Source organism: Pseudomonas sp. MPB23 (genome assembly GCF_046605395.1).
Taxonomy (GTDB): Bacteria; Pseudomonadota; Gammaproteobacteria; order Pseudomonadales; family Pseudomonadaceae; genus Aquipseudomonas.
In genome coordinates, this window is record NZ_CP176771.1 from 4,148,118 (window position 1) to 4,171,650 (window position 23,533).

The following is a 23,533-nucleotide window of genomic DNA, read 5'->3' on the forward strand; positions in this document are numbered from 1 at the left end:
TTGGCGGCCGTGGCTGCCGGTAGACCTGGAATGACCGTGAGGTGTTGTCGTGTACGCATTCTTGCCACGTAAGCTGCCCAAACAGTTGCACGATTTGACCGAACTGGCCCTTAACCTGCGCTGGACCTGGAACCACGCGCTCGACGAGTTGTGGAAAGCCATCGACCCGGCACTCTGGGCGCGCACGCACAACCCTTGGTTGATCCTGCAGAACACCGCGCCGCAGCGCCTCAAAGCGCTCTGCCAGGACGCCACGTTTTCGCAAACCCTCGCCCGCGCCATCGAAGAGCACCGGCGCTACCTGGACGAGCCCGGCTGGTATGCGGGGCAGCGACCGGCCAACGATGCGGCACAGGTCGCGTACTTCAGCATGGAGTTCGGGCTGAGCGAGGCATTGGCCCTCTATGCCGGTGGCCTCGGGGTGCTGGCGGGCGACTACCTCAAGACCGCGAGCGACATGGGCGTACCGATCCTGGGCGTCGGTCTGCTCTATCACGAAGGCTATTTTCGACAGTCCATCGATGCCGCCGGCCGCCAGCAAGAAGCCTATCCCCATAACGATCCCACCAGCCTGCCGATCCAGCCGGCGTTCGGGCGCGACGGCGCCTGGCTGAAAGTCGCGCTACCGTTGCCCGGTCGCACCCTGTTCTTGCGCGTGTGGCAGGTCATCGTCGGGCGTACGCGCCTGTACCTGCTCGACAGCAATGACCTGCTCAACGGCGCCGCTGATCGTGGGATCACGTCAAAGCTGTATGCCGGCGGGTCGGAAATGCGCTTGCTGCAGGAAGTGGTCTTGGGCATTGGCGGCTGGGCCACCCTCGATGCCTTGGGGATTCACGTCGACGTGTGCCACCTCAACGAAGGGCATGCCGCGCTGCTGGTGCTCGAACGGGCCCGGCGCTTCATGCATCAGACGGGCACATCGTTCCAGCAAGCCTGGTGGGCGACGCGCGCCGGCAATGTCTTCACCACGCATACGCCGGTGGCGGCGGGCTTCGATGTATTTCCCGCAGCACTGGTGCTCAAGTACGCGCGCGGCTATCTGGACGATTGCCAGCTGTCGTCACAGGAGCTGCTGGCGTTGGGCCGACGCGATCCGATGGACGATGACGAGCCCTTCAATATGGCTTTTCTCGCATTGCGCGGGTGCGCCCAATCCAATGCAGTGAGCCGTTTGCATGGCGAGGTCAGCCGCCGACTGTTCAGTGACCTGTACGCGCGCTGGCCTTATGAGGAGGTGCCGGTGGGGTATGTCACCAATGGCGTGCATGTACCGTCGTGGGACTCGGCGTGGTCCGACCACCTATGGACCCGTTCCTGCGGCAAGGAACGCTGGCTCGGCACCGTGGAAACGCTGGCCGAGACGCTCGCCGACACGGATGACAAAGCCTTGTGGGCGATGGCGGCCGAACAACGCCACGACCTGGTCAACTATGCTCGCCAGCGCCTGGCCGGGCAGTTGAGCCAGCGCGACGAGTCGCCGCAGCAGGTGGAGGAGGCGGCACGGGTGCTCGATCCCAACTGCCTGACCCTCGGCTTCGCGCGGCGCTTCACCGACTACAAACGTCCGAACCTGCTGCTGCGCGATCTGGAGCGTTTGAAGCGCCTGCTCACCCATGAACATCATCCTGTGCAGTTGATCATCGCCGGCAAGGCCCATCCCGCCGACGAGCAGGGCAAGCAACTGATCCAGGCATGGATGGACTTCGTGCACCTTCCGGGGCTGCGCAGGCATGTGGTGTTTCTGGAGGATTACGACATCGAGATGGCCCAGTATCTGGTGCAGGGCGTCGATGTCTGGATCAACACCCCGCGCAGGCCCTGGGAGGCGTGCGGCACCAGCGGCATGAAGGTGCTGGTCAATGGCGGTTTGAACCTGTCGGAACTGGACGGCTGGTGGGCCCAGGCGTATCAACCGGCGTACGGCTGGGCCATCGGCAGCGATGCGCCCAGCGACGATGACGTCGACGCCGAGCGCTTGTACGCGCTGCTCGAAGACGAAGTGGTGCCGCTGTTCTATGCGCGCGACAGCCAGGGCATTCCACGGGAATGGGTACAACGCATGCGCGCCAGCATGTCGCAGTTGGGGCCGCAGTTCAGCAGCAATCGCATGCTGCACGACTACCTGGAGCAGTATTACCAGCCCGCCATCCAGGCGTTTCGTCGCCGTGGCAAGGATAAGGGCGAACTCGCCCGCACACTCCAGGCCTGGCACAAGGCGCTGGCGGCAGGATGGGACTCGATTCATTTCGGTCAGGTTGAATCGCGGCGCGATGGCGATTGGCGGTATGTCAGGGTGCCGATCTATCTGGGTGAGATCGCGGCGCAATGGGTCAAGGTGGAACTTTATGCCCACGCGTGCGACGGGTTCCCCGACGTGTGCCTGGCGATGGAAGCGGTCGACAAAATGCCCGGCGCCACCCAGGGCTACATTTTTTGCGCCACGGTGGCGGCTGATCGCCCGATGGATCACTACACCCCACGGGTGCGCGCGTGGCACCCGGACGCCTTCCTGCCGGCGGAAAACCCGTTGATTGCGTGGCAGCGCTAAGGCTTGACCAAGGCCACGTAATGTCCTTGCTCGATCCAGTCTTCCAACGCGGCGGCGGGCATCGGTCTGGCGATCAGGTAACCCTGGGCTTGCGAGCAGCCCCATTGGATTAACAGGCTCAGGGTTTCCTGGTTTTCCACGCCTTCGGCAACGACGCAATAGCCAAGGCCCTTGGCCAGGCCTATCAGGGTTCTGACCAGGTGCTTGTCATTTTGATTGGTGCTCAGCCCGCTGATCAGTGACTGGTCAAGCTTGACGGTATTGGCCGGGAGTTCCTTCAAATACGCCCAGTTGCTGTAGCCGGTGCCGAAGTCATCGACAGCCACCTCGATGCCACGCTGCCGGACCCGCTGCAATTGGCGGATGACCTCGGCGGGCTTGGTGATCCGCATGCTTTCGGTAAATTCCAGTTCAAAACCTTCGGGGTCCAGGTCGTGGTGGTGAATTTCATGCAGCATGGCGTCCACGAACCCGGCGTTTTCCAGGTCGGTGACGGTAATGTTCATGGCGATGCGCAGGCGCAACCCTCGCGCCTTCCAAGCAATGGCTTGCTGGACAATGGCATGGAGCACCCATAACCCGATCGCCGGCATCAGCGCGGTCTTCTCCGCCAGCGGTATGAACTCAGCAGGGCTGATGCTGCCGAGCAGCGGATGATGCCAACGGAGCAACGCTTCCACGCAATCGCTGCGTCCCGACGCTAGATTGATCTTGGGTTGGTAGACCAGGCTGAACTGGGCCTTGGCGTTGATTGCTTCGGGCAGCGAACTCAATAGCATCAAGGCGCGCCGTTGCGCCGCGTCGAATTGCGGCTCGTAGAGAGACCAGCCCAACTGACGGTCACGGGCTTCGTCCGCGGCGCTGATGACCAGGCGCAACCAGTCCCGATGGGGATCCTCCGTGTCCAGGAGCGGCAGTACACCTATCCCCACTTGCATGGGGATGGGGATGCCCTGGCATTCGACCGGGTGTTTGAAGTGGTACAGGATGCGGTGGCAAATCTGCTCGGCGCTCTGACCGTCATTCAGAATGAAGCCGAACCGGGTCGGGCTGATTTTATAAAGCAGGCAGTCTTGGGGTAACAGCGTTTGCAGGCGGGACTTTATGGCCTGGATAAGGTCGGCTGCAAAACTGTAGCCCAGCGCCTTGACGATATCGTTGAGGAATGTCGGTGAGATGACGTCCACCGCATAAATCTGGCACGCGCCGTTCAACTGCAGGGCCTGGCGGATATCTTCCTCAAACCGTAGGCGGTTGAACAACCCGGTGGGTTGGTCCACGAAGTTTCGAGACCTGACCCCTTCGATGTGCATCATGACCAGCTCGGCAAAACTCTTGAGCATTGCCCTGTCACGTTCGCTCATGGGCGCACGGGCGACCGTGTCGATGATGCAGAGGGTGCCCAGGGTGAAACCGTCCGCTGTCAGCAACGGCGCGCCGGCGTAATAACAAATATGCGGGGCGCCCGTGACCAGGGCGTTGTCCTTGAAACGTGGATCGAGGGAGGCGTCCAACACCTCCAGCATTAAATTGTCCAGCGTCGTGTAGGCGCAAAAGGACACCTCTCTGGGCGTCTGGGTTGCCTCGAGGCCGACGCGCGCACGGAACCATTGGCGATGTTTTTCGACAATCGAGATCAGTGTGATGGGCACGTTGAAGTAGGCCGAGGTCATCGCAACGATTTTGTCGAAGACTTCATCCTGGTCGCTGTTGACGCTACAAAATCTCGCGACCTCTGCCAGACGTTGAGTTTCGTTGGATGGAAGGGGAGCACCTTTACCCATGATATTCCTCTGAGTGGCTGGGTATTGTTCACACCGTATCAGACAGTGCCATCATTATGATGTTATTTTAAATTCGCCCGATTCCATGACCGTCTGTCAGCGAGCCAGACCGTGGTAAAGCCTGGCGGCCAGCCGGGCATCCGTTCCCAACGGATTTCCACGTGCAAGGCAATCGCCACCCGATAAACCACGGCGGCTTGCACCAGCCCGCGCGCGCCCTCAATCCATGTTTTCTAGGCCAAGGCCACGTAAATGCATTGAGCTAAATCAACAATGTCCGGCGCAGGCGCAGCCGGATGTCGTCCATTGTCGCGGCGGCTGTCTCAGGCCGGTGGCCATGCGCATTTGTTGATAAAGATCAGCAGCCCCAGGGAGCAACCCCAGATACTCACCGGAGTCACTCCAGCCTCTCCCTGCTCTATGGACTCAACAGGAAGGAAAAAATCATGGGCGTAGCCGCTGTTTCCCCACGGGGAGAGCGTTTCGACCTGGCTGTCAGCGAGCGGGTCACGTTGACTGCCGATCCATTGCCGCAACTGCCGGTTTCGCAGCCCGGTATCGGTGCGGCAATCAGAGCTAAGGTTCTGTTCGTGACCTCCGAATTGGCCGACCTGGTGAAAACCGGCGGCTTAGGCGATGTATCGGCTGCATTGCCACGGGCCTTGCACGCCCTTCACGATGTGCGCGTACTGATGCCCGGTTATCCGCAAGTCCTCAACAGTGGAAACCCGGTGCATATCGTCGGCGAGCTGGATGGCCATGCGGCGCTGCCAGCGTGCAAGATCGGGCGCATGGACATGAAGGACGGCCTGGTCATCTACGTGGTGATCTGCCCTGAACTGTACGAGCGCGAGGGTACGCCCTACGTGGATGAGCACGGCCGCGACTGGCCCGACAACCATATCCGTTTCGCCCGTCTTGGCCTGGCCGCCGCTGACTTCGCGGCGGGAGCGGTCACGCCGCTGTGGCGACCGGAGCTGGTGCATGCCCACGATTGGCCGGCAGGCCTGGCACCCGCTTACATGCGTTGGCGCGGGCAGGCCACACCGAGCGTGTTCACCATCCACAACCTGGCCTATCAAGGCATGGTCAGTTGCGCTTCGCGCCGCGAACTGGGGATTCCCGAGCACGCGCTGGGCCTGGAGGGCATGGAGTTCCACGGCAAGCTCTCGTTGCTCAAGGCCGGCATGGCCTACGCCGACCACATCACCACCGTCAGCGCGACCTACGCCCGGGAAATCACCACACCGGGTTTCGGCTGCGGCTTGGACGGTTTTCTGCACAGCAAAGCCGAACAAGGCCTGCTCACCGGCATTGCCAATGGCATCGACGCCAGTTGGGACCCGCAGACCGATGAACATTTGATTTGCGGGTTTGCCGCCAACGATTGGGCCGGCAAGGCCATGAACGCTGAATACGTGCGCCGGTTGTTCGATCTCAAACCGTCGACCGGGCCGTTATTCGCCGTGGTCTCGCGTCTGGTGTTTCAGAAAGGCCTGGACCTGACTATCGGCGTTGCGGCGCAGATTGTCAGTCAGGGCGGGCAGATCGTCGTCATCGGCCGTGGCGAGCCTGAGGAAGAACAGGCCGTTCGGGAGTTGGCCCTGCGTTTTCCGGGCCAGGTCGGTGTGCGCGTCGGCTTCAACGAAACGGAGGCGCGGCGCATGTTTGCCGGCAGTGATTTCCTGCTCATGCCATCGCGTTATGAGCCGTGCGGCCTGAGCCAGATGTATGCCCAGTGCTTCGGCTCCTTGCCGGTCGCGCGCAAAACCGGTGGGTTGGCCGACACCATCGAAGATGGCGTGAGCGGTTTTCTGTTCGACGAACCGACCCTGGACAGCTACACGGCGGCGCTGACCCGGGCTATCAACGTGTTCGCCAACCCTGAGTTGCTCAATGCGATGCGCTGCCGTGCCATGCGTGCGCCGTTCACTTGGCAGCAAGCCATAAAGCCTTACAGCCGCCTGTATCTGCGATTGCTGAACACCAGCAGGAACATGGCCCCCACACTCGATGGAGAGACATCGTGACCGACTTACAGCCCCATATTCGTTGGTTCAAGGCGTTGGGTCTCAACGATGTCGCGCAGGTCGGCGGCAAGAACGCCTCGCTGGGGGAGATGTACCAGAAGCTGACCGGCGAGGGCATCCGGGTACCCAACGGGTTTGCCGTTACCTCCCAAGCCTACCGTTATGTGCTTGAGCACAATAAGGCCTGGGCGCCGTTGCATGCGGCGCTTGACGGCCTTGACCCGGATGACATCAAAGACTTGCAAGCCCGCGGCAAACGGGCGAGGGCGGTGGTCTATGGCTGTACCCTGCCGGACGACTTGAAGGCGGCGATACTGCATAGCTACGCCCAACTCAAACACGAATACGGCGACAGCCTGTCGCTGGCCGTGCGTTCTTCGGCGACCGCGGAGGATTCGCCGCAGGCCTCGTTTGCCGGGCAGAACGAGACCTATCTGAACATCGCCGGTGAAGAGGCGCTGCTCGATGCCTACAAGCGCTGTCTGGCGTCCAACTTCACCGATCGCTCGATCCATTACAAATACGACAACGGTTTTGATTGCTTCAAAGTCGACCTGGCCGTCGTCGTCATGAAAATGGTGCGCAGTGACCTGGGGGCCAGTGGCGTGTTGTTTTCCCTGGACACCGAAACCGGCTTCAAGGACGTGGTGTTCATCAACGCCACGTGGGGGCTGGGGGAAAATGTGGTGCAGGGCACGGTCGCCCCGGACAGTTTCTACGTGCACAAACCCAGTTTCGTCGCGGGTTATCGCGCCGTGCTGAAGCGCAGCCTGGGCAGCAAGGAAAAGAAGATGGTGTTTACCGACACTCTCACTACCGGCACCATCGCCCAGGAATACACCGCGAATATCGAAACCCCCAGTGAAGAACAGATGCGCTTTTGCCTCTCTGACGCCGACGTCATGGTGCTGGCCGACTACGCCATCAAGGTTGAAAACCACTACTCGAACAACGCCGGTTGCTACAGACCCATGGATATGGAATGGGCGAAGGACGGCATCGATGGCCAGCTCTATATGGTCCAGGCGCGCCCCGAAACGGTGGCTTCGCAGAAAAAAGGCAGCGTGCTGCAGATCTATCACCTCAAGCAACGCTCGCCAGTCCTGCTGAGGGGCAAGGCGGTCGGCACCCGCATCGGTGCGGGCATGGCCCGTGTCATCAACGATGTGAAACAGCTCAGCGCGTTTCAACCGGGTGAAGTGCTGGTCTCCGAGGCCACGACACCGGATTGGGAACCGGTGATGAAAACCGCCGCAGCGATCGTGACCAACCGCGGCGGGCGAACCTGCCACGCGGCCATCGTGGCGCGGGAGCTGGGTATTCCTGCGATCGTAGGGGCCGCCAATGCGGCAGCGCTGATCGACACCGGCACGTTGCTGACCGTCAGTTGTGCCGAAGGCGAAACCGGAACGGTCTACGCCGGCATCCTGGATTTTGAGGTCGAGGAAACCGACCTCAGCCAACTGGGGCATCCCGACACCCACATCATGATGAACCTGGCCAACCCCGATCAGGCATTCAGCCTTGCCTCGCTGCCGGTCGACGGCATCGGTCTGGCGCGCATGGAGTTCATCATCAACGAATGCATCAAGGTCCACCCGATGGCCCTCGTCCACCCGGAAAAGCTGGACGACGCTACCCGTGACAAGATCGCCGCGCTGAGTACCGCGCATAAAGACCCGACGGACTTTTTCATCAAGACCTTGGCCGAAGGCGTCGCCACCATCGCCGCAGCGGTGTATCCAAAACCGTGCGTCGTGCGCATGAGCGACTTCAAAAGCAATGAATACGCGACCCTGCTGGGCGGCGAGTATTTCGAGCCGGCAGAACACAACCCCATGATCGGCTTTCGCGGAGCGTCCCGCTACAGCCACCCGGCCTATGCCGAAGGATTCGCGCTGGAGTGCGCGGCGATGAAATGGGCGCGTGAACACATCGGCCTCACCAACATCAAGTTGATGATCCCGTTTTGCCGCACCGTGGCGGAGGGCGAACGGGTATTGGCGACCATGGCCAGCCATGGTCTGCAGCGCGGCGAAAACGGGCTGGAGGTCTACCTCATGTGCGAAATACCCAACAACGTGATCCAGATCGACGCCTTCGCCCAACTGTTCGACGGCTTCTCGATCGGCTCCAACGACCTGACCCAGTTGACGCTCGGCGTGGACCGCGACTCGGAAATCGTCGCCTTCGATTTCGATGAGCGCGACCCCGGCGTCAAACAGATGATTCGCCTGGCGGTGGAAGGCGCCAAGCGTAACGGCCGCCACTCGGGAATCTGTGGGCAGGCGCCGTCGGATTATCCCGAGATGGCCGAATACCTGGTGTCGATTGGCATCGACTCAATGAGCCTCAGCCCGGATGCGGTGCTGGCGACGATTCGGCATGTGCTGGCGGTGCAGAAGCGGCTATCCGATGGGGATCGTCGTGCGTAGGTGGGATGGCTCCGTTGCCCAAGATCTACGACGCCGGAATGCGTAACGGGGGAGCATGGTGGTTATAACTCTTTAGTCGCTGCTGGCTGGACCTGACGGTTTAACCCGGTACTCTTGTTTTCTGGGTTTTATTGAACCTCAACAATGGGAATCCGCTCGGGTGATCAAACCGATATTACTCATACGTCGTCGCTTTGCCTCAATCCGATGGCGCACTCGTGTAACGCTCTGGGTTGCTGCTACCCTCGCCGGCCTACTGGTTGTGCTGTTCGCACGGCTGGCCGACCTGGCGCTGATGCAGTTCGTTCAACAGACCGGCAGCCGGCCATGGCTGCCATTTATCTACACGCCCTTGGTCGGCATGTTTGTCGTATGGATGACCACCCGCTTTTTCGTCGGGGCACAGGGCAGCGGTATTCCCCAGGTCATCGCGGCTACACGGTTGGCCTACCAAGGTAAGCCCGTGGATAAGTTGGTGTCCTTGCGCCTTGCTGTTGCCAAGATAGGTTTGGGAACCCTGGCGTTGACCGGTGGTTTTTCTGCCGGGCGCGAAGGCCCGTCCGTTCAAGTCGCCGCCTCGATCATGCACTTCTTTCACCGTTACCTGCCCAACGCGCGAATTATCCGCCCCGAAGACCTCATTCTGGCTGGCGGTGCAGCGGGTATTGCCGCTGCGTTCAACACACCTTTGGCCGGTGTGGCATTTGCGGTAGAGGAGTTGGGGCGCAAGTTGGAAACCCGTACCAGCGGGGTTTTGCTCAGTACCATCATCTTGTCGGGGATGGTCTCGATCGCTTTGCAGGGCAACTACAACTATTTCGGGCATTTCGACGTGCAAGACGCCCACCTCGATATCATCGTGCCGGTCCTCGCGATTGGTATTGGCTGCGGTCTTATGGGAGGGCTGTTCAGTCGGATGCTCCTGTGGCCACAGCGGCATCAGCGATTTTTCGTATGGGAATGGCGTCGCCTGCACCCCGTCTGGTTCGCAGGTGGCTGCGGGATGATCGTGGCTATTCTGGGTTGGCTCAGTGGAGGGATGTCCTTTGGCAGCGGCTACGGGATTACATCCCAGATCATCGTGTCCGATATCGGTCTGCCATGGCACGCACCGATCACGCGTTTTCTCGCGACCGTAGTGACTTATTTTTCCGGCATCCCGGGCGGCATCTTTGCTCCGTCTCTGGCGGTAGGGGCTGCGGTAGGGGCCAACGTTGCTGAATTTTTCGCTTTGGCGGCACAGCCCATCATTGCATTGTGCATGGTTGGTTTTCTGGCGGCTGTCACGCAATCGCCGATCACGTCCGCGATCATCGTGATGGAGATGATCGACAGCCATGGCATGGTGATCAGTCTGATGGCTGTTGCGCTGATTGCCAAAGCGGTCAGTGCCAGGATGGGGCCTGAGCTCTATCAACAATTGGCACGCGGCTTTCTACAGGCGCAGGGCAGTGACGCCGCCACGCAAAAAGCCAAGCCATAGGCGGGGTCAGCGCAACGCTAATACCAGGCCGCGCAGGTAAACCTTCCGGCAATTTATCCTTGATGGCGTCTTTTGTGTGGCCGAAGGTCCACTCAGCGCCCTCCGTAAACGGGTACATACAAGCCTGGCATTGTTCCGTAGGATGCACCCGCCAGGACGGCGCTCCCCCCAATAGCCAGTCTATCGAGCGGTTAGCGAAGTACATGCCCATAAAGGGCCTTTTTGGTGCACATGTTCGCTACCCAGCGCGCTTTGATTGACTCGACGGGACCTGCGCTTAAATGGCGAACCTTGAATCCGGCGAATGTCCGGTGACTTTCAGGCAATCGAAGAAGGTGATACTGGCGACCGTCATTGGCAACGGCCTGGTGATCTACGACTTCACGGTGTACAGCTTTTCTGCCGTGATCATCGGCAAGCTGTTTTTCCCATCGGACAGTGCCTTCGCCTCGTTGCTGATGGCGTTGCTGACGTTTGGCATCGGTTTCGCGATGCGCCCGCTGGGCGCAATCGTGATTGGCAACCTGGCTGACCGCAAAGGGCGAAAAGCCGGCTTGAATGTCAGCAATTTATTGATGGCAACCGGCACTGCCTTGATCGCGTTCATGCCGACGCATGCCTCTATCGGCGTCACCGCAACGGTGTTACTGGTGCTCTCGCGGTTGCTGCAGGGGTTCGCAACCGGGGGCGAGATAGGGGTGTCGTCTGTGGTGCTGATGGAACTGGCGCCCCGCGATCAACGCTGCTATCTGGTCAGTTGGCGCTCTGCCAGCCAGGCTGCCGCGGCGTTGGTAGGCGCTGCCGTCGGTGCCGCCACGACCGTGTTGCTGACGCCCGAGCAATTGCTGGCCTGGGGCTGGCGTATTCCTTTCGTGCTGGGGCTGTTGATTGCACCGTTTGGCTGGTTCATTCGTCGCAATATGGTGGAGACCACCCGGCGCGGTCCCCATTCACCGTCGCTGCGTGTCTTGCTCAACAGCCACCGTCCCCAGTTATTGCTGGGGATTCTGATGATGGCAACGCCCACCGCAAGCATCTACCTGATGGTGCTCTATATGCCGACCTATCTGGTCCGCACGTTAGGCCTGTCGCCGAGCATGAGTTTGCTTTCGGCGTGCATTTCCAGTGCGATGCTGTTCGTCGCCGCGCCAGTGTTTGCCCGGCTCGCCGATCGGCTGCCGCGACGCAAACCCACCCAGTACGTGACGATGATCCTCAGCATCCTGTTGGTCTATCCGGTGTTTCTCGCCTTGACCCAGGGTGTGGGCGAGCTGACTTCGTTGCTGATTATCGGCGTCTATTCGGCTGTCGCGATGGGCAACAACGGTGTCAGCACCGTGATGATCATGGAGGCTTTTCCGGCGCATCATCGGGCCACGGGGATGTCGATGGTCTACAGTTTCGGCGTGACGATATTCGGGGCGTTCTGCCCGTTTTTGGTGACGTGGTTGATCGGCGTCACCCAGAACCCGATGGCGCCGTCCTGGTATCTGCTGGGCGCGCTATTGGTCAGCCTGTTCGCATTGGTCAGGTTTCCCGCCGACCAGCCGGCTCACTGATCGATTCGGCCAGCGAGGTTACGGTTGCCCTGGGTGGTTTTGCCGATCCGCTGTGCCGCCATCAGGCGATGGTCCTGCGGAGCCAGGTCATAGCGGCGACGAAACGCGCGGGTAAAGGCCGATGCGCTGTTAAACCCCAGGCTGTACGCGATCTCGATGACTTGCCGGTCTGGATAGCGCACCAGTTCATCCGCGGCTTCGCGCAACCGGCAGTTGAGGATATAGCGCCCCAGGCCGCCCTCATGCTGGAACAGGCGGTAGAGCGTGGCACGCGGCAGTTGCATGGCCATCAGCACGTACTCGGGCGTCAACCACGGTTGGTACAGGTTGTTTTGCACATAACGCCTGGCTTTATCGAACATTGCACTGCGCGCTGCCGCCCGCACGTGCCCGCCGAGCTTGGCCTGTTTCGAGAATGCCGCGAGCATGAGTTGAACGGCGGTATCGAATGACGCCGCCGCCTCGGCGCTGGACAGGCCCGACAGTTTTCTTGAAAACGCTGCGACATGCTCGATCATCAACTGGGTCACAGGCGTCGTATTCTCGAAGACACGCCCGTGGATCGATTCGGCATGGGGCAGCGCCGCCTCCACGACCGGGCGCGACACGAAGAAGGTCAATACGCGGCAACCCCCCCGGCTCATTCTGATCGGCTGGTTCATGTCCATGGCAACGATGCTCGCCCTGGCGGATGTGCCGCTGTCCTGTGAGCCGCCCCGAATGGATTCCATGGCGCCCTGGGTGAACACCTGAAACACATAGTCCCGGACGTTGTCGGTGGAGATGCGCGCGATCGAACGGTCCAGCAACAACGCGTCGCTTGAGCAGTCGGTAAAAACCCGATCAGCGAATTTGTAGCGGTCAATGCTTGCGTTGAACGGCGTGGTGGTTGCGTGGGATGTCGGCAGGACGTCAATGACGTGTCCGACCCGATCACGCCACGCCAGCAGTTGGTTGGCAACCGGCTCGGCGCTGACTTCAAAGCGATCATGGGCATGCCGGGAGCCGACGTGTCTAGGGGCGTATATGACTGAAGCGGGTTGGTTCATGAGTTCACTACTGTCCGCAACGCCTATGTTATCGAGCCGTGAACAGGCACGGCATCTACCCAGCATCAGTTCACGCCGCCAACCGGCAGCCATTCTCTATGGGTCTCCTTATAGCCGCTTTCTCCATGAAAGTAATGGCAATCCTTCTTCGGCTGCCTGCCTGCGCACGCCCAGGCGTCGTCAAGCACGGGCCTCTGCGCCGGAAAATAATTTAAAAGTTGCGACGCAGGGTCAAGCCACGTGTAACGCGCTTGATAGATTGGCTGACATTCGAATTTCACCGCGTCGACGTGTTTCCACGCCTTGAACGTGTGCGTTGGCGTCGCGAACAGTTCAACGGGCAAGTACTTCAGGTGTTCACCTGATGGTCCCGAGGTCTTGGCTGGCACACGCTTATCCGGCAGTTGAGTGAGCGACACCTTTGAACCTATTGAAGTATCAGGAGTAACGGATGAGTTGCCTCGACCGGGAAGTAGGTTCGTTTGCGATCAGTTTGACTCACCCTGCTGGCGCCAACCCTCGAGACGGCGCGGCGTTTTCCCTCGCGCAAGTCGAAGTGGACAAATTGAACAACATCCACGCCGAGTCCGGGGTGGATTGGCAGAAAGTCGCCGATGCGTGCGTAAAAGTGCTGCGAGAAGAGGGCAAGGACTTCAATGCCGCGGTCTGGTTGTTATGTGCCTGGACCACCCTGCAAGGCGTGTCCGGCCTGGCGAACGGCGTGCACATCGTGCGCGAAATGCTTGAGTTGTATTGGGAGACCCTGACCCCGCCGCCGGCGCGATTGCGTGCCCGGCGCAACCAGGCCGAGTGGATGCTCGAGTGGCTTACAGCGAAGCTTGAAGGCAACTTCGACGCGGTGCCCGGCGAACAACTGGCGGGCTTGCTCGAAGACTGGGACGCCATCGACAGCCAGTGGCGGGACCGCGACGCCGATGGCCCGAGCTTTTTTGCCTTGCGGCGTCGTCTATCGCAGCTACCGGTGCAAGCCAGTGCCGAACCGATAGCCGCGGCGCCGCAGGAGGTTGCACCGGCCGTCCAGGCGGCTGTGGCGATCCCGACGCCGGTTGCGCACGTGGCCCCGGCGGCGCCCCCGGTGCTGGCGCCGGTTCAGCCATTGGGCGGCCTTGACAGCGATGAGGCCATCGAAAACGCGGTCAATACGGTATTTGCCGCGCTGGCACCGCTGCTGGGGTTTTGTCTGGAATCCCGCACAACCTTGCCGTTGCTGTTTCGCCTCAATCGCCAATCGGCTTGGACGACACTGGAGCAGGCACCGCCGGCGCAAGGCTGCACGACGCGTCTGCCACCGCCTTCGGAGGCTGAGCGTGAGGCGTTCAGTCGCTTGCAAAGCATGGGTGAGCCGCTGGACATCGTGCGTTTTTGCGAGGGTCGGCTGACGAGCTATCCCTTTTGGCTGGACCTCAATCGCGCCAGCCATGCGGCGCTCTTACGGCTGGGGTCGCAGGCAATGGCCGGTGCGGCCAGCCTGGCCCTGGAAACCCGTCATTTCCTGGCACGCCTGCCGTCGTTGGTCGAGCTGACGTTCGCCGATGGCCAGCCCTTCGCCGATGGCGCGACCCGCAGTTGGCTTGAAGGGTTGGCACCGGCGGCACACGGCGGCGCCACCGATGCGCGGCAGGCGCTGATCGACGAGGTCGGGCGCGATGCCGCAGATGGACGATTGAACGACGCGTTGGCGCGCTTGCAGGTCGCCGTGGGAGAGGCGGGCAGCGGCCGCGAGCGGTTTCGCCTGCGCGCGGCCCAATGCCATTTGCTACAGCGTTTCGACCCGCGCGCTCAGTTGCGTGTGGCCTTGGATGTGTTGCTCCAGGAAGCCACGGAGCAGGGCCTGGATCGCTGGGAGCCGGAGCTGGTCCGGCCGTTGTTGGAGCTGGCACTGGCGCATGACGACGGTGGTTCGAGTGCGGTGTGGGCGCAACGCCTGGCGGCGATGGATTTGCCGGCTTTCTGGCGGTTGGCCAGCCCGCAGGCAAGTTGAATGGGCAACAGGCAACACCTGGCAGGCATGTGCATATCCATGCCGTGAGTTTTCTAACGGCTGCGTTGAACGAATCCGGTAAACAGGAGTGAGATTTAATGGCTAGTGAAGGTTCGGTCGCGCCTAAAGAGCGCGTCAATATTGTGTACAGCTCTGACACCGGCGGCGCGCAGGAGCAGGTCGAGCTGCCGCTCAAGCAACTGGTGATCGGCGATTTCACCTTGCGTGAAGACAATACGCCGGTTGAGGACCTCAAACCGATCCGCGTCGACAAAGACAACTTCACCGATGTGCTCAAGGGCCAGAACCTGAGCCTGCAGTTGGCGGTGCCCAATCGTCTGGCGGAAAACGCGCCGGAGGACGAGCAGATCCCGGTCTCGCTGACCTTCCAGTCCATTCGCGACTTTGAACCGGATGCCATCGTCGCCCAGGTTCCCGAATTGCAGCAACTGATCGCCCTGCGCGATTCGCTCAAGGCCTTGAAAGGGCCGATGGGTAATTTGCCGGAATTTCGCAAGCAGCTTCAGGCCCTGATGAACGATGACGGCGCCCGCGAGCGCTTGCTTTCGGAACTCGGCGTAAAGGACAAGGAATAACCCATGAGCGAAGAAAAAAGTCAGGCAGCGAGCACGACCGGCCAGGCGGTCGAGTCGGTGTCCCTGTTGGATCAGTTGGTCGAAGCCACGCGCGTCAAGCCGGGCGACGAGGCGTATGCCGTCACCCGCCAGGGCCTCGAAGCCTTTGTCACCGAACTGCTCGAGCCGGCCCGCCAGTCCGAGAAGGTCAGCGCCGGATTGATCGACGACATGATCGCCACGCTGGATGCCAAGCTGTGCCGGCAGGTCGACGCGATCATTCACCACCAGCAGTTTCAGAAGCTGGAGTCATCCTGGCGCTCGCTGAAATTTCTGGTCGACCGCACGGATTTTCGCGAGAACAACAAGCTGGAAATCCTCAGCGTTTCCAAAGAGAAGCTGCTCGAAGATTTCGAGGACGCGCCGGAGATCACCCGTTCGGGTCTGTACAAGGCGGTGTACACCGCCGAGTTCGGCCAGTTCGGCGGCCAGCCATTCGGCTCGATCATCGGTAACTACGAGTTCAATCCGGGCCCGCAGGACATGAAGTTGCTGCAGTCGGTCGCGGCCATTTCGGCCATGTCCCACACGCCTTTCATCGCAGCGGCCGGCCCGCAGTTCTTCGGCATCGACAGCTTTGCCGACCTGCCCAATCTCAAGGATCTGCAAGCCGTCTTCGAGGGCCCGCAGTTCACCAAATGGAATGCCTTTCGTGAAAGTGACGACGCGCGTTTCGTTGGCCTGACATTGCCGCACTTCCTGCTGCGCACGCCCTATGGCGAAGACACGATTCCCGCCAAGACGTTCCGCTACAACGAAAACGTCGGTGGCGGTAACCAGGACTTCCTGTGGGGCAACGCTGCGTTTGCCTTCGCCAGTCGCCTGTCCGACAGCTTTGCCCAGTACCGCTGGTGCGCCAACGTCATTGGCCCACAGGGCGGCGGCACCGTCGGTGATTTGCCGATCTACAACTACGAGGCCATGGGCGAAACCCAGACCAAGATCCCGACCGAAGTGCTGATTTCCGAGCGCCGCGAGTTCGAGCTGGCCGAGCAGGGGTTTATCGCGCTGACCATGCGCAAGAACACCGATAACGCGGCGTTCTTCTCCGCCAACTCGTGCCAGAAGCCCAAGTTTTTCGGCAATGACAAAGAAGGCAAGGAAGCCGAGCTGAACTACAAGCTGGGCACCCAACTGCCGTACATCTTTGTGGTGAGTCGCCTGGCCCATTACATCAAGGTCATCCAGCGCGAAAACATCGGCACCTGGAAAGAGCGTGGCGACCTGGAATCGGAACTCAACACCTGGATTCGCCAGTACGTGGCCGACATGGATAACCCCGCCGCCGGCGTGCGCAGCCGTCGTCCACTGCGTCAGGCAGAAATTACCGTCAGCGACGTCGACGGCGATCCAGGCTGGTACCGCGTCGGTTTGAAAGTCCGTCCGCACTTCAAGTACATGGGCGCGTCTTTCACGCTGTCGCTGGTGGGCAAGCTCGACAAGAGCTGATCGGTCGCGCGAATGGGCAACGCAGCCGTTGCCCATTCAGGTGTTCACCCGAGGGTCATTGCCTCGGCGTTTCCATAAGATGGATTCAACGCAGCGAGACAGGGCCAGAGGCGCTGATCGATGCCTGAAAACTCACTGATTAACCCCGGAGTACACGTTATGCCAATGCCATGCTACTTGAGTATCGAAGGCCAGAACCAAGGCAAGATCGAAGGTTCCTGCACCGTTACCGGTCATGAAGGAATGATCCTTGTTCAGGCCGTCGAACACCTGATCGATATTCCCAAGAACCCACAGACCGGCCTGCCGGCCGGCAAGCGTGTTCATCAGGGCATGACCCTGACCAAGGAAATCGACAAGTCTTCTCCAAAGTTGCTGCAGGCCCTGACTTCCGGCGAGCAGCTCAAGTCTGTTGTGCTGGAGTTCTATCGGATCTCGCCTAAAGGCACCGAAGAAAAGTACTACACCATCACCCTGAGCAATGCCGTGCTCGTTTCGGCCCGCACCTGGGTGCCGAACGTGTTGAGCCCTGAGTTCAAGCAAATGGGCCATATGGAAGACATCGGCATCACCTACGAAAAAATCGTCTGGACCTGGGTGCCGGACGGCATCGAAGCCGAAGACTCGTGGTTGGCGCCAAAAGCGTAAGCCAGGCTCGACTGTTCAATGCCGCCCTGGTCCAGGGCGGTGTTCTTGCCATTGCAGAAGGTACACCGCGTTGAGAGAAAAGCGATTGCTGGAGCGCATCACAAGCCTGCAGGTCGAGACCGATCGTACGCATCTGACCCAGGCGCAAGTGTTGACGCAGTCGATCGTCCAGCATCTGCAACGCATCTTGAACACCCGGCGCGGCAGCGTGCCGATTGACGCCGAGTTTGGCGTACCCGACTTCACCAATCTGGCCGGTTCGTTTGCGACCGGCGAGACCACGCAAATAATCGAGAACATGACTCGCATGATCGCCCGCTATGAGCCTCGCTTGAAATCGCCGCGCATCCTGGTCGCCGAAGGTGCCCAGGAAGTGTTGTCGCTGAGTTTCAGCCTTGAGGGCGTGGTGTCGATCGACGATCGAGACATTCCCATCCACCTGGCAACACGGGTGTCTTCGGACGGTCGCGTGTCCCTGGCGATGCACTAAGTCATGCTCAACAGCCATTATCAAAATGAACTCAACCAACTGCGCCGTCTGGCCGATGAGTTTGCCCGCCGCAACCCGGCCCTGGCGCCGCTGCTGGGGGTGGACTCGGCCAATGACCCGGATGTCGAGCGTTTGCTCGAGGGCGTGGCGTTTCTTACCGGGATGGTTCGCCAGCGGTTGGACGACGAGTTTCCCGAGTTCATTCAAGAGCTGGCGCAACTGCTCTATCCCCATTACCTGCAACCCGTACCCTGCCTGACACTGCTGCAATTTCAGCCGCGTGCGGCCTTGCAAGAGGTCTCGCGTATCGAGGCCGGATGCGAAATTGCCTCGGTGCCGGTCGATGGCCAGCGCGTGCGCTTTCGCAGTACCGTGGCGGTCGATCTGGAGCCGTTGCAACTGGTCGGCAGCCGCTGGGACGGCGCTGCCGGTGAAGAACGCAGCCTGGTCCTGGACTTCGTGTTCACCACCGCCGATCCGAAGAGTTGGGCGGCCGACAGCCTGCGTTTCTATCTGGGCGATGGCCTGGTCGATGGCTCCAAGTTGCTGCGTCTATTGCAGCTCAACCTGCGTGAGATTCGTATCACCGCGCAAGAGCAGCCCATGACCGTATTGCCGGCCAGCCATTTGCGCGGCCTGGGATTCGATGCGAGCAACACCTTGCTGCCGTTTCCCGATACCGCGCACCCGGCCTACCGTTGCCTTCAGGAATACTTCGCGTTGCCCGAGAAGTTTCTCTTCGTCGAGCTTCGCGGCTTCAAACAGTGGCGAGCAAGAGGCGCAGACGGGCGCTTCAGCGTGCGTCTGATGTTCGAGAATCTGCCGGACTGGACACCGAATCTGTCGGCCAACAGCTTCCTGCTGGGCGTGACACCGGCGATCAATCTATTCGCCCAGGACGCGCACCCGCTGCGCATCGACCACAAGCAAGTCGACTACCGCATCCAGCCTGCCGACCATGGCCAACGCATGAGCATGCGGATTCATTCGGTGCTCAGGGTCAGTGCGTATTCCGCCGGAGGCGGGGAGCGGCTGCTGGAGCCGTTCAATACCTTTTCGCAGCGCGACACCTATAACCTGCGCATCCGCGCTTCGAGCATCGACGCCCAAGGCTATGACCACTATCTGAGCCTGCCCTACAGCGAAGGCAAAGTGCCGGGCGAGATGACCTTGTCCATCGGACTGCTCTGCACCAATGGCAAGTTGCCGGAAAGCCTGCGCCTGGGGGATTTGAACCAGCCGACCGACAACACGCCGCCCAGGGTCGAGTTCAAGAGTATTCGTGGCATCACACCGTGCCAGCCGCCCAAATTCGACGACAAGTTGCTGTGGCGCATGCTCTCGCAGCTCAATGCCAACCACTTCCGCCTGGCCGATCGCGATTACCTGCGCGGCCTGCTCGCGCTGTATCTGCCCGGTGTCGGCGAAGGAGCCCAGGACGCCAACCAGCGGCGCATCGATGCCATCGAAAAAGTCACCGTCAGCCACGAACGGCGTTTTATTCGTGGGCTGCCGATCGAAGGCAGTGTGGTCCGGGTCGAGTGCCGGGGCGACTATTTCCTCAGCCCCGGCAATTTTTACCTGTTCGGGTGTGTGCTCGATGAGTTTTTCGCCGGCTGTACGGCCATCAACAGCTTTACCGCTTTCACGCTGTTCGACAGCGTCAACCACGAGACCTTGAAATGGCCAGCGAAGATCGGGCACCAACGCCTGTTGTGATCGATCCGCTGCTCGATGACGGCGGCGAGTTCGGATTTTTCCAGGCCTTGCGCCTGTTGCGCCTGCGGTTCCCGAGCGAAAAAGACTTCGTCGACAACGTGCGGGTCCGGCCGCGGCTGGGGCTCGGGTTTCCACTGCGGGATATCGAGGGAATCGAGCAGGACGAAGACGGTCGCTATCGGATCGAGGCGAACTTTTTCGGCCTGTATGGCGTGACGTCGCCGTTGCCGACGTTCTACACCGAAGACCTGATTGACGAGCAACTGCAAGGCCACTCTGCGGGACGCGACTTTCTCGACATCCTGCATGCCTCGCTCTATCCGTTGCTGTTTCGCGCCTGGGAAAAGCATCGGATCTGGATCGACATTACCGAGCGGCGCGACGTCAAGAGCCTGCGCCAACTGCAGGCGCTGATCGGCATTGCGGATGCGCGTCCCGAGCAGCGCGATCAATCCAACGATTTGCTGCGTTATGCCGGGTTATTCAACCAGTACCCTCGCTCGGCCCTGGGGCTGCAGCAGTTGGTCAAGGCGGTACTCAGCGATGTGACCGTGGAAGTGGTGCCGTGTGTCGAGACGCGCCTGCGGATCGACCGCACGGCCCGCACGTACCTGGGCATGCAGTGCGGGGTGTTGGGCGAAGACAGCCTGCTCGGTCGTGAAGTCATGGACCGCAGCGGCACGCTGGATATCCGCCTGACGTCCCTGAGTACCGCGCGCTTTCACGGGTTACTGCCGGGGCAGGCGCTGTATCAACAGCTCGAACGCTTGGTGGCGTTGTACCTGCAGACGCCATTACGCAGCCGCCTGGTCATGCGCCTTGCGGCCAATAAACAACAGTGCGCTTCGTTGGGCGGCGGCTGGCAGCGACTGGGCCTGGATACCTGGCTCGGTGACGGTGACACACAGGACGACGTTGTATTCATGCTGACGGCCGAACACGGACCAATGCTCGAAGAGAGGGCTCGCTAGATGATTCAGGTAGAACTCAAACCGCTGTTCGCACGGCTCAATGTGTACAGCACCAAGGCCCTGGAGAACGCGGCGGGCCAGACCCTGGCGCGGGCTCACTACGAGATTTCCCTGGAGCACCTGTTGCGCCAGTTGCTGGAAGATCCGGATGCCGATACCACGCGCATCCTCGCGCGCTTCGAAATCGATCCGATGCGCCTGCGTGCGCTGCTGGATGAGGGCCTGGCGCAACTGAAAAACGGCAACCCCGGACGTCCGGTGTTCGCCGGCCTGCTCACCGAGTGGATCCAGGACGCCTGGCTGATTGCCTCGCTGGTGGTCGGCAGCGGGCGCATCCGTGGCGGTTCGCTGCTGTTGGCGTTGGTATCGCGCCTGGGTTACTACACCGCCGGCACCCGTTACGGCGAACTGCTCAAGCCGATTTCCACCGATGCCCTGACGGCCGAGTTCGCTCAGTTGTTGGGCGGCTCCAGCGAAGGGCCGCTGGACAGCCTGCAAACCGGTTCGGCTTCCGCTTCGTTGGCCGGCGCCGGCGGCAATGCGCCCGCCGCCGAAGACACTATCGCGCGCTTCTGCGAGGACCTGACCGCCAAGGCAGCGGCGGGGCGCATCGACCCGATTTTCGGGCGCGATGATGAGATTCGCCAGATGATCGACATCCTTGCCCGGCGGCGTAAAAACAACCCCATCGCCGTGGGCGAGCCGGGTGTGGGCAAGTCTGCCGTGGTCGAGGGCCTGGCGTTGTTGATCAGCCAGAACGAAGTCCCCGACTTCCTCAAAAACACGCGTTTACTCAGCCTGGACCTCGGTGCACTGGAAGCGGGCGCCAGCGTCAAGGGCGAGTTCGAAAACCGCCTGCGTGGCGTCATCGAAGAGATCAAGGCCTCCACCACGCCGGTGATCCTGTTCATCGACGAGGCGCACATGCTGATCGGCGCCGGCGGCGCGGCGGGTGGCTCGGATGCGGCCAACCTGCTCAAACCCGCATTGGCCCGTGGCGAGCTGCGCACCATCGCCGCCACGACCTGGTCGGAGTACAAGAAATACTTCGAGAAAGACCCGGCCCTGGCGCGCCGTTTCCAACTGGTCAAGCTGGACGAGCCAAGCGTCAAGACGGCGGTGCTGATCCTGCGCGGGCTCAAGGGCCACTACGAAAAAGTCCACGGGATCAGCGTGCGTGACGACGCCATCGTCGCCGCCGCCGAATTGTCCGATCGCTACATCACCGGGCGCTTGCTGCCGGACAAGGCCGTGGACTTGCTCGACACCGCCAGCGCCCGGGTACGCATCGGCCTGGGCATCAAGCCTGCCGAGTTGGAACGCATGGAGCGGCAGTTGTCCGGGCTGGCGCGTGAACTCAGCGCCCTGGAGCGCGACCGTGGCAATGGTTTCCCCGTGGAAGACCAGCGCCTGATGGATATCGCCGACGAACAGGCTGACATTGACGCGCGTCGTGCTGCGCTGGAAGTCCGCTGGCTGGCCGAGCGCGACGCGGCGCTGCGTGTGCTTGAAGCGCGCAAGCAACTGACCCTGCAAGCACAGGACCTGCCGGTTCCGGCCGAAGGCGAGGTTGCCCAGGTACTGGCCTGCGTGGAGGAACGCCAGGCCGAGCTGGATCAGGCCCGCGAAGCCCTGGCCGCGCTGCAAGGTGACGCGCCGCTGCTGTTTACCGAAGTCAGCCCCGATGCGATTGCCCAGGTGGTTTCCGACTGGACCGGCGTGCCGCTGGGCAAAGTGCTGCGCGATGCGGCGGGCGGCGTATTGGCCCTGGCCGACAACCTCAAGCTGCGCATTCGCGGTCAGGACACCGCCGTCGAGCAGATCGCGGAGATCCTCAAGGCCGCGCAATCCGGCCTGCGCGATCCGCAACAGCCGTTGGGCGTGTTCCTGCTGGTCGGGCCCTCGGGGGTCGGCAAGACCGAAACCGCCCTGGCCGTGGCCGAACATTTGTTCGGCGGCGAGCAGGCGATGATTTCGGTGAACATGAGCGAGTACCAGGAGAAGCACACTGTCAGCCGTCTGGTGGGCTCGCCCGCCGGCTATGTCGGCTTCGGCGAGGGCGGCATGTTGACCGAGGCGGTGCGCAAGCGTCCGTATTCGGTGGTGCTGCTCGATGAAGTGGAGAAAGCCCACCTGGACGTGGTGAACATTTTCTATCAGGTCTTCGACAAGGGCAGCCTGTCCGACGGCGAAGGGCGGCAGATCGATTTCTCCAACACCGTGGTGCTGCTGACCAGCAACCTGGCCACCGAAGAGATCCAGAACCTGTGCGTCGACGGGCGTCCCGATCCGGACACCCTGGCGGAAAAGATCCGTCCGACCCTGTCCCGGCATTTCAAACCGGCGTTGCTGGCGCGCATGACCATCGTGCCGTTCTTCACCCTGGGTGGCGAGCAACTGGCGGGCATCGTGCGCCTCAAGCTGGGCCGGCTCAGCGAGCGCCTGCTGGCGTCGTCGAAAGTGCGCCTGACGTTTGCAGAAGAGGTCGCCGACGCCATCGCCGCGCGCTGCACGGAAGTGGAGAGCGGCGCGCGCAATATCGATTTCATTTTGCGTAAAAGCCTGACGCCGCGTCTGTCTGACGTCTTGCTCGGGGCGATTGCCGATCAGCGTCCGCTGGCCGGCTTGCATGTGGCAGTGGATGCGCGCGGCGAGTGGATCATCACCCAGCAAGACACCGATGGGATCAGGTCTTTACCCGAGCGTGAAGCGCTGCTTTAACCCCTAG

Annotated in this window: 16 protein-coding genes; 13 read left to right on the top strand and 3 right to left on the bottom strand. The window is 61.2% G+C overall.

Going from position 1 to position 23,533, the window contains the following annotated elements; all coding sequences use genetic code 11:
- The first annotated feature begins 49 nt into the window (after positions 1-49).
- Positions 50-2,551 carry an alpha-glucan family phosphorylase gene (gene glgP, locus ACLH0J_RS18760; RefSeq protein WP_411388520.1) on the top strand — a complete coding sequence of 834 codons (2,502 nt, stop codon included), beginning with the start codon at positions 50-52 and terminating at the stop codon, positions 2,549-2,551.
- Here the strand turns inward: glgP and ACLH0J_RS18765 are convergent.
- Entirely contained in the window at positions 2,548-4,335 is a 1,788-nt protein-coding gene (locus ACLH0J_RS18765; protein ID WP_411388521.1) for an EAL domain-containing protein, read from the bottom strand. The genes glgP and ACLH0J_RS18765 overlap by 4 nt on opposite strands.
- A gap of 446 nt (positions 4,336-4,781) precedes the next feature.
- On the opposite strand from ACLH0J_RS18765, the gene glgA reads away from it, so the two are divergent.
- From glgA to ACLH0J_RS18785, 4 genes are all read left to right on the top strand, one after another.
- On the top strand, positions 4,782-6,365 hold the full coding sequence (gene glgA, locus ACLH0J_RS18770) for a glycogen synthase GlgA (protein WP_411388522.1): 1,584 nt from the start codon (positions 4,782-4,784) through the stop codon (positions 6,363-6,365).
- Positions 6,362-8,800, top strand: a complete 2,439-nt coding sequence (gene ppsA / locus ACLH0J_RS18775) for a phosphoenolpyruvate synthase (RefSeq protein ID WP_411388523.1) — start codon at positions 6,362-6,364, stop codon at positions 8,798-8,800. Before glgA ends, ppsA begins: the two co-directional genes overlap by 4 nt.
- Positions 8,801-8,960: 160 nt before the next feature.
- The gene (locus tag ACLH0J_RS18780) at positions 8,961-10,283 is read left to right on the top strand and encodes a chloride channel protein (protein ID WP_411388524.1); all 1,323 of its coding nucleotides are present in this window, start codon (positions 8,961-8,963) and stop codon (positions 10,281-10,283) included.
- A 281-nt stretch (positions 10,284-10,564) separates the two neighbouring features.
- Positions 10,565-11,842 carry an MFS transporter gene (locus tag ACLH0J_RS18785; RefSeq protein ID WP_411388525.1) on the top strand — a complete coding sequence of 426 codons (1,278 nt, stop codon included), beginning with the start codon at positions 10,565-10,567 and terminating at the stop codon, positions 11,840-11,842.
- Here the strand turns inward: ACLH0J_RS18785 and ACLH0J_RS18790 are convergent.
- Together ACLH0J_RS18790 and ACLH0J_RS18795 are read right to left on the bottom strand one after the other, a co-directional pair.
- Positions 11,836-12,891 (bottom strand): helix-turn-helix domain-containing protein, encoded by a 1,056-nt coding sequence (locus ACLH0J_RS18790; RefSeq protein WP_411388526.1) that lies wholly within the window; start codon positions 12,889-12,891, stop codon positions 11,836-11,838. The two genes, ACLH0J_RS18785 and ACLH0J_RS18790, sit on opposite strands and share 7 nt — an antisense overlap.
- 65 nt (positions 12,892-12,956) lie before the next feature.
- Positions 12,957-13,280, bottom strand: coding sequence for a hypothetical protein (locus ACLH0J_RS18795; RefSeq protein ID WP_411388527.1), 324 nt, complete (start codon positions 13,278-13,280; stop codon positions 12,957-12,959).
- Between the two features lie 62 nt (positions 13,281-13,342).
- On the opposite strand from ACLH0J_RS18795, the gene tssA reads away from it, so the two are divergent.
- From tssA to tssH, 8 genes are all read left to right on the top strand, one after another.
- A complete protein-coding gene (gene tssA, locus ACLH0J_RS18800; RefSeq protein ID WP_411388528.1) occupies positions 13,343-14,893 on the top strand; it encodes a type VI secretion system protein TssA in 1,551 nt (516 codons plus the stop codon).
- A gap of 98 nt (positions 14,894-14,991) precedes the next feature.
- Positions 14,992-15,489: a type VI secretion system contractile sheath small subunit gene (tssB, locus tag ACLH0J_RS18805; protein WP_411388529.1), complete on the top strand. Its 498-nt coding sequence runs from the start codon at positions 14,992-14,994 to the stop codon at positions 15,487-15,489.
- 3 nt (positions 15,490-15,492) lie between these two features.
- Positions 15,493-16,977: a type VI secretion system contractile sheath large subunit gene (gene tssC, locus ACLH0J_RS18810; RefSeq protein ID WP_411388530.1), complete on the top strand. Its 1,485-nt coding sequence runs from the start codon at positions 15,493-15,495 to the stop codon at positions 16,975-16,977.
- A 159-nt stretch (positions 16,978-17,136) separates the two neighbouring features.
- Positions 17,137-17,625 (top strand): Hcp family type VI secretion system effector, encoded by a 489-nt coding sequence (locus ACLH0J_RS18815; RefSeq protein WP_411388531.1) that lies wholly within the window; start codon positions 17,137-17,139, stop codon positions 17,623-17,625.
- Positions 17,626-17,695: 70 nt separating this feature from the next.
- Positions 17,696-18,115 carry a type VI secretion system baseplate subunit TssE gene (gene tssE / locus ACLH0J_RS18820; protein WP_231998145.1) on the top strand — a complete coding sequence of 140 codons (420 nt, stop codon included), beginning with the start codon at positions 17,696-17,698 and terminating at the stop codon, positions 18,113-18,115.
- A gap of 3 nt (positions 18,116-18,118) precedes the next feature.
- Positions 18,119-19,834: a type VI secretion system baseplate subunit TssF gene (gene tssF / locus ACLH0J_RS18825; RefSeq protein WP_411388532.1), complete on the top strand. Its 1,716-nt coding sequence runs from the start codon at positions 18,119-18,121 to the stop codon at positions 19,832-19,834.
- Complete coding sequence (gene tssG / locus ACLH0J_RS18830; RefSeq protein ID WP_411388533.1) at positions 19,798-20,805, top strand: type VI secretion system baseplate subunit TssG; 1,008 nt, start codon at positions 19,798-19,800, stop codon at positions 20,803-20,805. The genes tssF and tssG overlap by 37 nt, the downstream gene beginning before the upstream one ends.
- The gene (tssH, locus tag ACLH0J_RS18835; protein ID WP_411388534.1) at positions 20,806-23,526 is read left to right on the top strand and encodes a type VI secretion system ATPase TssH; all 2,721 of its coding nucleotides are present in this window, start codon (positions 20,806-20,808) and stop codon (positions 23,524-23,526) included.
- The last annotated feature ends 7 nt before the right edge of the window (positions 23,527-23,533 follow it).

What these genes read in the sequence shown, in the direction of transcription:
- ACLH0J_RS18765 (WP_411388521.1), bottom strand. Translation starts at nt 4,335, where the DNA reads ATGGGTAAAGGTGCTCCCCTTCCATCCAACGAAACTCAACGTCTGGCA.
- glgA (WP_411388522.1), top strand. Translation starts at nt 4,782, where the DNA reads ATGGGCGTAGCCGCTGTTTCCCCACGGGGAGAGCGTTTCGACCTGGCT.
- ACLH0J_RS18785 (WP_411388525.1), top strand. Translation starts at nt 10,565, where the DNA reads ATGGCGAACCTTGAATCCGGCGAATGTCCGGTGACTTTCAGGCAATCG.
- ACLH0J_RS18790 (WP_411388526.1), bottom strand. Translation starts at nt 12,891, where the DNA reads ATGAACCAACCCGCTTCAGTCATATACGCCCCTAGACACGTCGGCTCC.
- tssA (WP_411388528.1), top strand. Translation starts at nt 13,343, where the DNA reads ATGAGTTGCCTCGACCGGGAAGTAGGTTCGTTTGCGATCAGTTTGACT.
- tssB (WP_411388529.1), top strand. Translation starts at nt 14,992, where the DNA reads ATGGCTAGTGAAGGTTCGGTCGCGCCTAAAGAGCGCGTCAATATTGTG.
- tssC (WP_411388530.1), top strand. Translation starts at nt 15,493, where the DNA reads ATGAGCGAAGAAAAAAGTCAGGCAGCGAGCACGACCGGCCAGGCGGTC.
- ACLH0J_RS18815 (WP_411388531.1), top strand. Translation starts at nt 17,137, where the DNA reads ATGCCAATGCCATGCTACTTGAGTATCGAAGGCCAGAACCAAGGCAAG.
- tssF (WP_411388532.1), top strand. Translation starts at nt 18,119, where the DNA reads ATGCTCAACAGCCATTATCAAAATGAACTCAACCAACTGCGCCGTCTG.
- tssG (WP_411388533.1), top strand. Translation starts at nt 19,798, where the DNA reads ATGGCCAGCGAAGATCGGGCACCAACGCCTGTTGTGATCGATCCGCTG.
- tssH (WP_411388534.1), top strand. Translation starts at nt 20,806, where the DNA reads ATGATTCAGGTAGAACTCAAACCGCTGTTCGCACGGCTCAATGTGTAC.